Genomic DNA, 14,411 nt, shown 5'->3' on the forward strand with positions numbered 1-14,411 from the left:
CGAATAGTGGTTCTATTTAACGAAAAAGAGCGCGAAAAATGACCAAAATCGGCTTTTCCACAGTAGATTAATGTTAAACCCGACAGGCTGCTAGGGCGGCTAACCCCGCCCTTTTCGCACCCTGCCAAGTGGTGACTCCCATGCTCGACACTCTGATTACATCGCTGCTGACCGTACTCAGCATGCAACATATTCTTTACCTCGCCGGCGGTGTCTTTCTCGGCCTGATGATCGGCATCTTTCCGGGCCTTGGCGGTATCGCCGGCCTGTCCCTGCTGCTGCCGTTCCTCTACGGCATGGACCCCATCTCCGCGCTGGCCATGCTGGTCGGTCTGGTGGCGGTCATCCCGACCTCCGACACCTTTACCTCGGTGCTGATGGGTATTCCCGGCTCCAGCGCCTCCCAGGCTACGGTGCTGGATGGCTTCCCGATGGCCAAGCGCGGCCACGCAGCCCGCGCTCTGGCGGCCGCCTTCACCGCTTCCCTGTTCGGTGGCCTGTTTGGCGCCCTGATGCTGACGGTATTCGTGCTGATTGCACGGCCGCTGATTCTCGCCTTTGGCTCGGCTGAACTCTTCATGCTGACCCTGCTGGGCCTGAGTATGGTGGGCGTGCTGGCCGGCAACAGCCTGGTGAAAGGCATCAGCGCCTGCGGTATCGGTCTGCTGCTGGGCAGCCTGGGTGCAGCCCCCGCCACCGGCGAATACCGCATGTCGTTCGACAATACCTACCTGATGGATGGCATCCCGCTGGTTGTGGTGGGGCTGGGTATTTTTGCCATTCCCGAAATTATCGACCTGCTGCGCCAGAACCGCGCCATCGCCGAAACCGCTGCTCTTGGCAGTGGCTGGATTGAAGGCTTCAAGGATGTGATCAAGCACAAATGGCTGTCGATCCGCTGCGCCATACTCGGCACCCTGGTTGGCGCCCTGCCCGGCCTTGGCGGCAGCGTGGTGGACTGGATTGCCTATGGCCATGCGGTGCAAACCACCAAGGCCAAGGATAACCCCCAGTTCGGCAACGGCGACGTGCGCGGCGTTATCGCGCCTGAATCGGCTAACAATGCCAAGGAAGGTGGCGGTCTGATTCCGACTCTGCTGTTCGGTATCCCCGGCTCCGGCAGCATGGCGGTGTTCCTCGGCGGCATGGTACTGATCGGCCTGGAACCTGGCCCCGCCATGGTGGGTGCCGAGCTTGGCACCACCTACACCATCGTCTGGTCGCTGGCGCTGGCCAACGTCATCGGCGCTGGCTCCTGCCTGCTGCTGTCCAAGTGGGTTGCTCGCCTGACGCTGATTCCCTATGCGCTGATGGCGCCCTTCATGCTGATGGTCATCTGCTTTGCCGCCTTCCAGGCGACACGCAGCCTCGGCGATCTGGTCGCGTTGCTGGCCATTGGCGTGCTGGGTGTCGTGATGAAACGCTTTGACTGGCCGCGCCCGGCCTTCCTGATCGGCTTCGTACTGGCCGGCGGCATGGAAACCTACCTGTATCAGGCGGTGCAGTTTGATGGCTGGTCTTTCCTGACCAAGCCCGGCGTGTTGATCATTGCCGCGATTACCGTCGCTTCGATCTGCTTCGCCGTGCGCACCAAGCCTGCGGACAAAACCGATGACACAGACGCAAACACCGAGACTGGGGCCACACCCGAAGCTCCGCGTCGTCGCGCCAGCAACCTGCGCCCGCAGATCGTCTTCGCCATCGCCGTGGTCGGCCTCTTTGGCTACGGTCTCTACGATGCGCTGCAGCATTCATTCCTGGGCGGCGTTTTCACCGCAGGTCTGTGCGCCTTCATGCTCCTGATGTCGCTGATCGTGCTGGTCAAACTGCTGCGCGGTCGACTCGAAGACCCGGTGAACTTCGACAACGAAGTGGAAGCGGGCTACAGCACCGACAACAGCATCACCAGCCTGCCCCACTATGTTTACTGGCTGAGCGGGCTGGTGCTGGGCTGCTACCTGTTCGGTTACCTGATCGCCATTGGCCTGTTCTTCGTCATCTTCCTGCTGCTCAAAGCCCGCACCTCGATGATCAGAACCCTGTCACTGACCGGTGCGGCCCTGGCCTTCCTGGTGATGCTGTCACACCTGATGGTGCTGGATATGCCTCGCGGACTGCTACAGGAAATGGTGCAGCTCCCCTGGCCGCTGAGCTAAGGGCGAGGGGCGAGCTGAAAGCTGAAAGGGACAAGTGAAAGTAAAAGGCTAAAGAGCCATCAACCTGAAACCCAAGGAGGCAAACCACCCTTAAACCGCATTGAAAACGTAAATGGTTGTATGAGTGATTGTTGATTGGCACCGGCCCCGCTTCTGCGGGGCCAACTATTTGTGGCACAGGCTGGGCTGGAGGCTAAAGAGCCGTTATTCGCTATTCGTAATTGGTGATTGGTAGCGGCATCAGGCCTGGCAGCGTTGATGTGCGTTCCAGGCGCTAACCTGCGGATGCCGGAATTTTCTTCGCTCACTTCCCACCTGAAGGTTGCTGGCACTGGCGTTTACCTCGCCCCTTTCACCTGCTCCTTGCTCCGTTTAGCTCGCACCTTTGTCCTTGAACCTTTCACCTGCCGTTACCGCTCCAGCTGATAGAAGATATCGGCGCCGCTGCCGGCGGTGCCGGTGTTGGACTCGAACGACCAGCGGTCGGTGAGCTTGTAGCGCAGCAGGAAACTGGACGCTGGCGACAAGAGGCCCACGCCGTATTTCACATAGAGCCTGGGGGACAGATACTTGCCGATATAGAAGGAGGTGTCGTCCAGCGTATCGCCGCCACCGACGCCGACTTCATCCACATTGAGTGCATCGGCCAGGCGCTCGCCCACAGCATTGCCGCCCTTGCGTCCCATGGCCAGGGCCAGCTTGACCAGCATCTCCTGCTCACTGGCCGAGGCCGTACCCGGCGCCCGCCCCAGTATCAGGTAGGACAGCAGGCTGGTGTCCGGCATGGCGGGTTCGGAAAACAGCGTCAGCTTGGGCACGCGCAGCGTACCGGTCACCCGGGCGCCGACAGTGACGTTATCCACCTCGCGCTGTACCCGCATATTCAGACCCGGGTTATCCACAGGGCCGCCGGTATAGATGAAGCTGCCGCGGGAGATATCCAGTTCCTGACCATAGAGCTCGTACTTGCCCGCGGCCACACCTATATTGCCGGTCGCGCGGGTGCCACGGCGGCTGTCTTCCTGCAGCGCCAGGCCGCCGGTCAAACGCCCGTTGAAACCAAAGGCATCCACCAGCACCTTGTCGCCCAGGGTGACCCGCAGCTTGAGATCCAGCCCTGGGCCTGCCAGCGGCGCCTCGCCCACGCCGGCGGCATTCACCACCAGGGCATCGGGGGAGACGGACACCGCATTGCTCAGCTTGGGCGGTTTGATCAGCGCTTCCGGCACCTTCAGCTCGCCTCCCACGGAAATAGCACCTTCGGTCATGCTGATCTGCATGTCGGGGGAGATAAACACCTGAATTTCCGGCGTACCCACGGCCTGGAAGCGCTCACCGTTAATGCTGATCAAGCCGGTCTGGGCCAGGGGTTCAAACTCGCCCGAAAGCGTAAGAGTGCCGCCACCTGAGGCCATGCTGCCATCCAGCAACAGGTATTCCGGCCGGGCCGGGTCATCCCGCAACCGCACACTAAGATCGGCCAGGGCGATACCCGCCGCCGGCAGTTCTATATTGCCGTTGTTGAGGTTCAGCTCACCCTGAATCCGCGGCGCTGCCAGGTTACCGCCGATCGCCAGGTTGCCCTGCACCTTGCCGCTGCGCACCTTCATGTCCGGCACCAGCAGGGAGAGAAACTTGAGATCCTCGATGGCGAGCGCTAGCTGTCCCTTGATCAAACCGGCGCCGGCCAGATCACCCACCGTTACCGAGCCCTGCACGCGGCCATCGACTTCATCCATCAGCAGGTTCAGATCCAGCGCCGCTTTTTTATCCGTACCGCTGGCACTGACGCGGGCATCGGTAAAGCTCAGCTTGAGGCCTTCATCGGGCAGGGTCAGGCGGGTCTGATCCAGTGATACCTGGGCGTCATAGGCCAGCGCACCCTTGGCCGACAGGCTGCCGCTGGCCCTGGCATTGATCTGCCCGGTGATCTCGGTGGTGGCCGGCAGCCAGGGCGCCAGCAGCGTCAGCGGCAGGCCTTGCAGCGTCAGCCCGCCTTCGCTGTTGCCCTCGGCCAGCCAGAGCCCATCCAGACAGAGCTGACCCTGGCCACTTTTAGCCGCAAGACAGAGCGCCTGAGCGCGTGCCTTGTTGGCGGCAAGTTCCAGCGGCACCGGTGCCTGCAAGCCCCAGGCGCCAGCATCGGGCTGGGTTAGATCCAGCTGCGTGAGGCTGCCGCGCCACTGCTGCTTGTCCTGCAGCCCGCCCTTAAGCGCCAGGCTGAGCTGGGCGGCTTTGGCGTCCACATCCAGTGTAAGGCGGTGATCTTTCTCCAGCCCGCTGCCCTGCAGACTCAGGCTGCGTACCGGCTGCCCGGCCAGCAGCAGATCCTCGGCCTTGAGGTCGATTTTGGCCGGTGTTTTCCAGCCCAGATCCAGTGCCACTGTGCCGCCGATTTTTTCCAGCTGGTATTCACTGAAACGCAACTGGCTGCCCTGCACACTGGCATTCACCTGGGGTGCCTGGGGCGTACCGCCCAGGGTGCCGCCGGCCTTGATGGAACCCGCCGCCTGGGGCAGCAGCGCCGCCAGATCGCTGGCCAGCAGCTGCCAGTCCAGCGCCAGCTTATCCGCCGCCTGCCCCTGCACGTTCAATTTGGCGTTACCCCAACCCAGCACGAGTTCACGGATATCCAGCGCCGTGCCCTTGATCTTGACCTGGCCACTGCCACTGAGCGCCTGCTGTCGCAGGCTGCCCGAGAGCGCAGTGATATCCAGCTGCGCCCGGGGCTCGCCATCCACCAGCTGCCCCTGGGTTTTAAGGTTGAGCCCAACGGCGCCTTTCCAGTCGGGCCATTGCAATCCCGGGTTGACCTTGTCGGCACGCACCTGCAGATCCCACACAGGTTGCGGCGTCCAGCCGGCGCTGCCCTCCAATACCACTTGGCCACCGAGGGTATCCAGGGTCAGCGCCAGGGCCGGCATGCTCTCCAGACTGCCTTCGCCTGTCAGCGCCACGCCTGTGGCCGGCAGACCTTCGCCACTGACCTTGCCATCCAGCCTGAGTCTGTAGTCACTCAGCGGGCCGCTGATTTTCAGGGTGCCGCTTTCGCTGGCAAACTGTGCCGGCAGTTGCGCCGACAGCGGATAACGCAGGCCTGTCCAGCCCAGCGTCAAATCCAGCTCTGGCGTTTGCTGCAACGCCAGCACAGTGCCCGACAGGCTCAGGTCCGTGCCGCTTTGCGGCAGCTGTATCTGCGCCCGCGCAAGATTTAACTGTTCTGTGGTGGCCGCCAGCGTGCTGTCGAGCGTCAGCGGACCTACATCCGGCAGGCTGCCGGCAAGGGCAAGATCACCGCCGGCCGAGGCCAGGTCACCCTTGAGGTTAACCGTACCGCTCACCAGATGACCGCCAAGCTCGGCGGCAAAGGGCGCCGGATCGAAACGGGCCAGATCCAGCGCCAGCTGCCAGCTGATCTCACCCAAAGGCTGGGACACCCGGGCCTGCAGCCCAGCATCCGCCAGCCCCTGCAGCTGCTGTTCCAGCGTCAGCACTGCAGCATCACCCAGCAGCTCACCGCCCAGGGTGCCGCTGCCGCTGATCGCACCGCGCTCGGGAATCTGTGCGCTCCAGTCAAGCTGAAACGCCAGCGGATAGTTGCCGGCGGCGGTCAGCTCACCACTGAGTGTCACCTCGCCCTGGGGCGCCTTGATACTGAAACTATCCAGTATCACGCGCTCCAGTTCGTTGTGCGCCCCCAGCGCCACGGCCTCGATCAGGATGGGTTCGGTACTGCCTGCAGGATGAATCCGCAGTCCGTGGCCATAGACCTCACCTATCTGTATCGCCAGCGGCAGCCGTACCGAATCCGGCAGGGAGAACGGGCCCGCAGGCTCAACCGGGGCTTCCTCTTCAGCCGGGGCTGGCAGCCAGAGATCCAGCTCCTCCACGCCCAGGCGGTTCAGTTCGACCCGGCCACTGAGCAGCGCCGCCGGACGCCAGGCGAACTCGATACGCCCCGCTGCAACGCGCAACTCATCCAGCTGGTATTTCAGATCGCGGATTTCGAGCTGCTTCAGCAGGGCACCATTAAGCGAGCTGTAACTCAGCTGGCCTGGAATCAGGGGCTGCAGCTGAGTGAACAACGTGCGAGTCCCCTTTTCGGTCAGACCTATGGCGGCGATGGCGGCTATCAATAACAGCAGTACTAACAGCAGACCTAACAGAATACGCAGCATCCAGCGCTTCATAGGTCAGGCCCCAGGGTGAAGTGAATGCGAAAGCCCGAATCATCCAGCGGCTTGGCCAGATCCACCCGCACAGGACCTATGGGCGACTGCCAGCGCACCCCGACCCCGACCCCGTTTTTCAGCGGTTCGGACAGAGAATCCAGCGAGTTGCCGGCATCGTAAAAGGCCGCCACCCGCCAGCTCTCGGCAACCCGATAATCCACCTCGGCACTGCCCACCAGCAGATAGCGTCCGCCGACAACATCACCATTGCTGCCCGTCGGCCCCAGCTGCTTGTAATCGTACCCACGCACGCTGTTGTCGCCACCGGCAAAGAAACGGTGCGACGAGGGCATCAGGTCAAAGTTATCCATGGCGGTTACACCGATTTCTGCCCGGGTGAGCAGGCGGGTGCGGTTATTCAGCGTCAGCACATGCTTGCCCTTGGCCTGGGCCTGCACAAAGTCCGCCTCGGACAGTAGCACTTCGCTGGCGGCATCAAGTTCCAGCGACAGCCGGTAACCGCGCGTCGGATTGAGAGGGTTATCGGTATTAGTGGTCGACCAGCGCATGCCGGGGATCAGAAAACTGGTACTGCTGGTCTCATCATCCAGGGTGAAGCGTTCCTGCTCCCAGTCGACCGACAGCAGCCGCTGCCAGGGGCCCAGCTGCTTTTTCCACAGTACGCCCAGGCTGAGAATCTCACTGTCGGTGCTATCGGTCAGCTCGGTTTCCCACGCCAGACGGGCACTGTAACTGTCGGTCTGCGGCTTCTGGCCGGGGATGTTGTACTGCACCGCCGCAGTGGACTCCACTTCCGACAACTGTGCCACACCCGTGAAACTGTGGCCCCGCTGGTTGATCCAGCGCCGGTTAATACTGGCACTGAGACGCGCCCCCGTATCGGTACCGTACCCGGCGCCAAAGCGGTAGGCGGTGCGCTTGTTGGGCTCGAGATCCACCGCAATAGGCACCACCTGATCAACCGCCTTGTCCCAGCTCGGCTGCACCTCCACCCGGCTGAAATAGTCGCTCTCCGTCAGCCCGCGCTGCAGCTCAAGCAGCCGGCCGCTGGAAACAGGGTCGCCCTCCTTGAAGGGAACATAACGTGACAGCAAGGCCTCGCCCACCGGCGCCTCGGAAAAATTAACCGCGCCTATGCGATAGCGCGGGCCCGAATCCAGCACCAGCTCTATATTGGCCTGATTCAGTTCGGGGTTGATCAGCAACTGCTGCCGACTCAGCACCGCTTCGTAATAGCCCCGCTCGGAGGCCAGCGACTGCAGTCGACTTTTTAGAGCTTCATAATCGGCATGGCGCAGCGGCTGCCCCTTTTGCAGCCGGTTATCCGCCAGCGCCAGCACAAACTGCGGGTCGGTTTCGGCTTCGCCGGTGACGACGACGTTGACATTTTCCAGTCGCACCTGCTCGCCGGGATCCACCTGGTAGCGCGCCAGCCACTGCTTGGGCTCATCGATCAATTCGGTCTTGATGCTGGGCTGGTAGTAGCCAAAGGGCTGCAGAGCAGTACGAATCTGCTCTTCGGCCTGGCGGTGCAGATACTGCAGCCGGCTTGCCATGGGCGCGGCTTCACCCTTGATACGCTCAATCGCCAGAAAGGCACGGATATTGTCGGCCAGCTCGCCGGGCAAATCCCCGTTCAGCCCCTCAACTTCCACAGCCAGGGTGCGTTCTGCCACAACCTGTTCATGCTGGGCCGCTGTCGCCAGTGCAGGCGTGTACAACAGCGCGCTCAGCAGGCTATGCAGCAGCCATCCTGGCAATTTTTTAGTGATCACTCGATTAGCCTTTATCGTCATCTTTCACTCAAGCCGCGCCGCGAAAACCCGCGCCTACTATACAGGAGTCCAAGCTTACCGAGTTTTGCCGGTGGGGGTAACGCCCGACGGGTCTTGCTGTGCAAAAACCGCCCCGAAAGAGGGCACAACAACCGGCGCAATTACAGGCATAAGTGCCAGCACAGCAACACGAACGCATTCATACGCAGCCCGGCCGGCCTCAGACCACCCTGGCTGACTGGTATTTCCACCACTTTCGACCAATACTGCTACGAAGTCCCGCCACCTGGCAATCACCATGAGAAAGCTCACGCTGATCCGGCATTCCAAGTCCAGCTGGGCCGATCCCTTGCTGAACGACATCGACCGCCCGCTGAACAAGCGCGGTGAAAGCGATCTGCCGCTGATGGCCAAGCGGGTGCGCGATTTCGGCCTTTTCCCCGACCGTATCCTGACCAGCGGCGCGCTCCGCGCCCTGACCACCGCAGAGGCCCTGGCCGACACCCTGGAACTCGATTCCGAAGCGCTGTACGAATTGCCGGACCTCTACGAGTCCTGCAGCGAAACCCTGCTGCATGTGCTGCAACAGCAGCCCGATCACTGTCATCATCTGATGCTGGTGGGCCACTCCCCGGGCCTCGACAGCCTGGCCTACTACCTGACCCACGAAGCGCTGCAAAAATTCCCGACGTCTGCCGTACTGCACATTCACCTGAGCATTACCCGCTGGTGTGAGCTGGCCGAATCCTGCGGTACAAGGGAACTGTTCGACTACCCCAAACTTCACCAAGCCCACTGATCACGCAGGTGCAGCAACTTATATACACAAGGCTGCTGAGGTACACTAAAGCCCCGCCACCCATCCGGAGCTTAGAGTGGAACTCTATCTGCAATCGCTGCAGTTCACCGCCGGCATCGTCACCCCCATTTTTGTAATAGTGCTGCTGGGTTTCCTGCTGCGCCGACAACGCCTGATCGACGAGGCCTTTATCAATACCTCGTCACGGCTGGTGTTTATGGTGGCCCTGCCGACGCTGGTGTTCATGTCCATCGCCAGCACGGATTTTCAGGCGGTGTTCAACCCGGCTCTGCTGGGATTCGTCTTTCTTGGCACCCTGCTGAGTTTCCTCGTCATCTGGTGGCTGGCGGCACGCCGCATCACCGATCCAGCGGACCTGGGCGCCTTTGTCCAGGGCGCTTTTCGCAGCAATTTCGGCATTATCGGCATGGCGCTGAGCTACAACCTGTTTGGCGACAGCGGCCTGAGCCAGGCGGCTATGATACTGGCGCTGGTGATTCCCATGTATAACGTGCTGTCTGTGGTGGTGCTGACCGTCACCGCAAACCAGGGCACGGCAAGCGGCGTCAGCCTGCTCGGCATCCTGCGCGCCATCGCACTGAACCCGCTGATTATCGCCGTGGTACTGGCGCTGCCGTTTTCCTACTACGGCCTGCACCTGCCGGCGGCGCTGGATACCACCGGCAAGTATTTCGCCAACCTCACCCTGCCGCTGGCACTGCTGGCCATAGGTGGCGCACTGGACCTGAAAAGCCTGCGCAACAGCTCCATGACCGCATTCTGGGCCACCTTCACCAAGCTGCTGATTCTGCCACTGCTGATGGTACCCGTTGCAGCCGCCCTGGGTTTCAGTGGTACGGAACTGACCCTGCTGTTCGTGCTCTTCTCCAGCCCCACCGCCGCCGCCGCATTCGTCATGGCCCGGGCGATGGGCGCCAACGCCCAGCTCACTGCCAATATCATCCTCACCACCACCCTGGGCTCAATCCTGACCCTGTCCGCCGGCATTTTCGTACTGCGCCTGCTGGCGGTGATCTGAGCATGCGGGCCACCAGCCAAAGACTGCAATGTCATCGCATAACCCAGGCAGGGCAGCCGTGGCACCTCGGGCGACATCCAGGCTGCCACACTGATCAATTACAGCGCTATATCAAGCGTTTGTGACTAATCACGTGTAATCGACGCTTGCGGGTGTGATACGATCTCTGAGGAATTCAGCAGTGAGACAGCACCGTGAGCAGCCCGCAACAACCCGACAATGCCGATACCAGAACTCAACCGCGCAAGCGTTCGCGTAACCTCGCCCAGGGACTGGTGCAGCAATTGCGCGGGCAGATAGCGACAGGGGAACTGCAACTGGGCACCAAACTGCCCACTGAGTCCGCCATCATGGCGCAGCATGGCGTCAGCCGGACAGTCGTGCGTGAGGCATTGCAGCGCCTGCAGGCCGCAGGCCTGGTTGAGACGCGCCACGGTGTTGGCACCTTTGTTATCGCCAAACCCGGCGAATCCGCTCCCCTGCTCGATGTCACGGTCGATCCGATTCGTGACGCTGTAGCAATACTGGAGTTACGCCTGAGCCTGGAAATAGAAGCCGCGGGGCTCGCGGCGGAACGTCGCACCGACGCACAGCTAACGGCAATAAGGGAAGCGCTACAGACACTGCAAAACTGCGAACAGCAGGACGAAAGCGGGGCCAGCAGCGCCGATTTCCAGTTCCATCTGCGCATTGCCGAAGCCGCAGGGAATCATTATTTTGGCGACATCATGCTTCACCTGGGCGGCTCCCTGGTGCCGCGCAAGCGCATCGAAACCGATCGCGTCAACCATGAGCATGAAGAGGTGGTAACGGCGATCGCGCGCAAGGACTCCTACGCGGCAAGGGCGGCCATGCGCCTGCACCTGACCAACAGCCGCGAACGTTTTCTGAAACTGAATCGGGGCGCGCGCGACGCCTGAATCATCAGTGTGCCGCGCACCACCGCCGCCCAATCCCCTCAGCTGAAGTCGTACAGCTCCCTTGGATTCTGTACAAAGACGCGCTGCAGCGTCTCGTCATCCCCCATCCAGCCACAAACGGTATCAAGCAGCGCGGCATCATCAGGTGCCCCTTCCACAGTCTGGCTCACATGGGGCCAGTTGCTGGCCCAGAGCACACGCTCGGGCGCATGGGCGATCAATGCCCGGGTCAGCGCCGCCGTGTCGGCATAGTCAGGCCCGCCGGTATGGGAAGACTCATAGCAACCCGCAATCTTCACGTAGCAATTGCCCCTGTCCAGCAGTTTAAGCAACGCCTTGAACTCGGCACTTTCGGGCGTCACAGGCCCCAGGTATTTACCGATATGGTCGATAACGAAGGGGTTATCGACCTGTGCCAGCAAGGGGACATGACCCAGTATCTCGCGTCCATCGAACTGCACGATGCAGTGCCAGCCAAATTCACGGATGCGGGCATTCACCGCCAGCAGGTGCTCAAGGCCGACCGCCCCGCCGGTCAGCTGCATAATGCGCGCGCCCCGCGCACCAAGCTCATGCATGGAGACCAGTTCCGACTCAGGCGTATCGGGCGTCACCACAACAACACCGCGGGCCTGAGCCCCCAAAATATCCAGCGCATCCAGCATGCAGCGGTTGTCATTGCCATAGGCGTTGGCCTGCACTATCACAACCTGTTGCAGCCCCAGCCTGCGCTGCACCAGGCGATAGTCATCAAGCCCCGGACAATCGGCCGGAATCAACGGGCCCGGCGTCTGTTGTGGATATAAGGGCGAATAAACATGCATATGCGTATCAACACTGTTCGCCGGCAGGCGGACTAGCGGTGCGCAACCTTCAAGTTGGCGTGGCATTTAAAACTCCTTTGCTGCTAAAAGGCCGACAAGCGCGGCAGGGTTAAATCAGGATTTAGCACTAAAACGCTCCAGCGCATCCAGATTGATCTCAATACCCAATCCAGGCCCATCCGGTATCCGCACCCGTCCACTCTCAAGACGGATGGGATTCACCAGCAGGCAGTCCCGCATCGGGTTGCTGCTCTGATCAAACTCCAGCAGTGCACACTCGGCTTCAAAAGCGGGCGGCGCAGGCGGCAGTATGGCGTGAAAATGCAGACCCGCCGCAAGGGCTACGTCGGTTCCCCAGATATGAGGCACGCAGCGCACGCCGTAAATATCGCACAGCGTCAGCAGCCGCCGCGCCTCGCTGAGGCCGCCGACACCGGCCACATCCGGCTGCAGTATATCCACCGCTTCCTCGCGCAGCGCCTCAGCAATGCCCCAGCGGGTATGCCAGGTTTCGCCACCAGCAATCGGTATGCTGTTAAGCGAACGCAGGCGGCGATAGCTTGAGAGCGCTTCCGGCACCACCGGCTCTTCAAACCAGTCGATACCGTATCCTTGCGCGAGCTGAATAATACGGCTGGCAGCAACGGCATCGTAGCCGTGATTGGCATCGATCATCAGCTTGATATCGGGGCCAATCAGCTCACGTACAGCGGCGATAGACTCTATATCCAGCGCAATGCCAAAGCCGATCTTGATCTTGATGGCGCCAAAACCTGCATCAACAAAGCCCTGCACCTCGCGCTTGAGGCTGCTGATGCGATCCTGCCCGACCTGCCTGAAGCCCCCGGTGGCATAGGCCGGCACCGAGGTACGAAAGGCACCGCCCATCAGCTGACTGACCGGCACCTGGTAATACTTGCCACTCAGATCCCAGAGGGCTATATCGATGCCGCTGATGGCATTGATGGTGGCCCCGCGCTGGCCCTGATCACGGAACTGGTTGTAGAGCTCCAGCCAGATCGGCTCTATATCCAGCGCCGAGCGCCCCAGCAGCAGTGGCGTCATCGCCGCCACTATGCCGGCATTGATCTGCGCATTGCCCAGACACTCGCCCCAGCCGACCAGGCCATTGTCACAGCGGATCTCGACCAGCAGATGCCGGCGTACATCAAACCGCATGGCGGAGGATTCGAACGGCTGCTCCAGCGGATGCTCCAGCAGGTGCGTTTTGATGGCGGTAATACGCATCAGTGGTTCCACCGGTTTTCCAGCCCCTGGCCAGCAACGCGAAGCGCCCTGCAGCCATGGCAGACCTGGCGTCCTAATGTCGAAAGATTCGGGTGTGTCATGCTGTTCTCTCTCGCTGTTACAGGTTGTTGAGTTAGACCAAAGACATACGACATCCTACGACAACACCGATAACAGTCAATAGTTGTATGACAACAAAAATATAACTACCAATGGCCAGATCACATCAGCCGACGCATCATAAAACCCATTAAATAAATAAAAATCATGCAGTTATATAAAAACAAACATATAAAAACACTCTATTACAATTAAACAAGTCGGAAAATAAAGTTAATATGACATCACATAACTGTTGTTCATCATACAACTACATGCTACAACATAATGGCAACAGATCAGGCGCAACCAGCGGGCACCAAAATGCCCCTTGGGCGCCGGATTTCCCGACCGACTCTCACCCGGAGCAAGAACAATGATAAAACGCTTTGCAGGCAAAGCCGTCTGCCTCACCACGCTGATGTCCGGCCTTCTTCTCACCAGTGCGGCTCAGGCCGACCTTAAGGGCTGGAACGGCCATCCACCGGATTACCCTGTGTCCGTTGCCATGGATCAATTCGGCAAGCTGGTGTCCGAGCGCACCGACGGACGCATTGGCGTCAAAACCTACCATTCGGCCCAGCTGGGCGAACAGGATGACGCCATCGAGCAGATTCAGTTCGGGGGTATCGATTTCGCTGTCTTTAACCTGGTGCCGCTGAACAACATAGTGCCGCAAACCCAGGCGACCACCCTACCCTACGCCTTCAAATCCGTTGAGCACATGCACCGCGTTATGGATGGCCCGGTTGGCGCCGATATAGCCGCAGCCATGGAGTCGGCCAACCTGGTGGGGCTGGCCTGGTACGACAGCGGCGCCCGTTCCTTCTATGCCAACAAGCCACTGAACTCGATTCAGGACCTCAAGGGCGTGAAGATTCGCGTGCAGAACTCCGACGTCAACGTCGCCATGGTCGAAGCGCTGGGCGCCAACGCAACGCCCATCCCCTACGGTGAGGTCTACACGGCGATCCAGTCGGGTGTGGTGGATGGCGCCGAAAACAACTGGCCCTCCTACGAGTCCAGTGGCCACTACGAGGCGGCGAAACACTATATCCTCGACCAGCACACCATCGTGCCCGAGGTCTTTGTGGTTAATAAAGGCACCTGGGACAAGCTGAGTGCTGAGGACAAGGAAATTGTCCGCACAGCGGCACTCGAAAGTGCCCAGCTGCAGCGCACACTCTGGGCCGAACGCGAAGCCAAGTCCGAAGAACTCGTGCGTGCAGCGGGTAATACCATCGTCGAGCTTGAGGACAAGAGCGCCTTTATTGATGCCATGAAGCCGGTCTACGAGCAGTTCGCCAGCGACCCTAAGGTACGCAGCATTCTCGACAGGATTCAGGCGGTCGAATAAA

General features: G+C 60.7%; 9 protein-coding genes. 5 read left to right on the top strand and 4 right to left on the bottom strand.

Features of this window, described 5'->3' with window-relative positions:
- Nucleotides 1–140 precede the first annotated feature (140 nt).
- A complete protein-coding gene (locus A8C75_RS18870; RefSeq protein WP_067385846.1) occupies nucleotides 141–2,156 on the top strand; it encodes a tripartite tricarboxylate transporter permease in 2,016 nt (671 codons plus the stop codon).
- Nucleotides 2,157–2,566: 410 nt separating this feature from the next.
- Here A8C75_RS18870 and A8C75_RS18875 read toward each other — a convergent pair whose 3' ends face one another.
- Both A8C75_RS18875 and A8C75_RS18880 read right to left on the bottom strand, forming a co-directional pair.
- The gene (locus tag A8C75_RS18875) at nucleotides 2,567–6,346 is read right to left on the bottom strand and encodes a translocation/assembly module TamB domain-containing protein (RefSeq protein WP_067385848.1); all 3,780 of its coding nucleotides are present in this window, start codon (nucleotides 6,344–6,346) and stop codon (nucleotides 2,567–2,569) included.
- Nucleotides 6,343–8,124, bottom strand: a complete 1,782-nt coding sequence (locus A8C75_RS18880; protein ID WP_067385849.1) for an autotransporter assembly complex protein TamA — start codon at nucleotides 8,122–8,124, stop codon at nucleotides 6,343–6,345. The genes A8C75_RS18875 and A8C75_RS18880 overlap by 4 nt, the downstream gene beginning before the upstream one ends.
- 298 nt (nucleotides 8,125–8,422) lie before the next feature.
- Here A8C75_RS18880 and A8C75_RS18885 point away from each other — a divergent pair, with 298 nt between their 5' ends.
- The 3 genes from A8C75_RS18885 (at nucleotide 8,423) to A8C75_RS18895 (ending at nucleotide 10,882) form a co-directional block, all read left to right on the top strand.
- The gene (locus A8C75_RS18885) at nucleotides 8,423–8,923 is read left to right on the top strand and encodes a SixA phosphatase family protein (RefSeq protein WP_067385850.1); all 501 of its coding nucleotides are present in this window, start codon (nucleotides 8,423–8,425) and stop codon (nucleotides 8,921–8,923) included.
- Nucleotides 8,924–8,999: 76 nt separating this feature from the next.
- Nucleotides 9,000–9,962 (top strand): AEC family transporter, encoded by a 963-nt coding sequence (locus A8C75_RS18890; protein WP_067385851.1) that lies wholly within the window; start codon nucleotides 9,000–9,002, stop codon nucleotides 9,960–9,962.
- 194 nt (nucleotides 9,963–10,156) lie between these two features.
- On the top strand, nucleotides 10,157–10,882 hold the full coding sequence (locus tag A8C75_RS18895; protein WP_067385852.1) for a FadR/GntR family transcriptional regulator: 726 nt from the start codon (nucleotides 10,157–10,159) through the stop codon (nucleotides 10,880–10,882).
- Nucleotides 10,883–10,920: 38 nt separating this feature from the next.
- Here A8C75_RS18895 and A8C75_RS18900 read toward each other — a convergent pair whose 3' ends face one another.
- Entirely contained in the window at nucleotides 10,921–11,772 is an 852-nt protein-coding gene (locus tag A8C75_RS18900; protein WP_067385854.1) for an amidohydrolase family protein, read from the bottom strand.
- A gap of 48 nt (nucleotides 11,773–11,820) precedes the next feature.
- On the bottom strand, nucleotides 11,821–12,954 hold the full coding sequence (locus A8C75_RS18905; RefSeq protein WP_067387516.1) for a mandelate racemase/muconate lactonizing enzyme family protein: 1,134 nt from the start codon (nucleotides 12,952–12,954) through the stop codon (nucleotides 11,821–11,823).
- A 475-nt stretch (nucleotides 12,955–13,429) separates the two neighbouring features.
- Between A8C75_RS18905 and A8C75_RS18910 the strand changes: the two genes are divergently transcribed.
- Nucleotides 13,430–14,410, top strand: a complete 981-nt coding sequence (locus A8C75_RS18910; RefSeq protein WP_067385855.1) for a TRAP transporter substrate-binding protein — start codon at nucleotides 13,430–13,432, stop codon at nucleotides 14,408–14,410.
- Nucleotide 14,411 lies beyond the last annotated feature (1 nt).

Origin of the sequence: Marinobacterium aestuarii (assembly GCF_001651805.1) — a bacterium.
GTDB classification, from domain to species: domain Bacteria; phylum Pseudomonadota; class Gammaproteobacteria; order Pseudomonadales; family Balneatricaceae; genus Marinobacterium_A; species Marinobacterium_A aestuarii.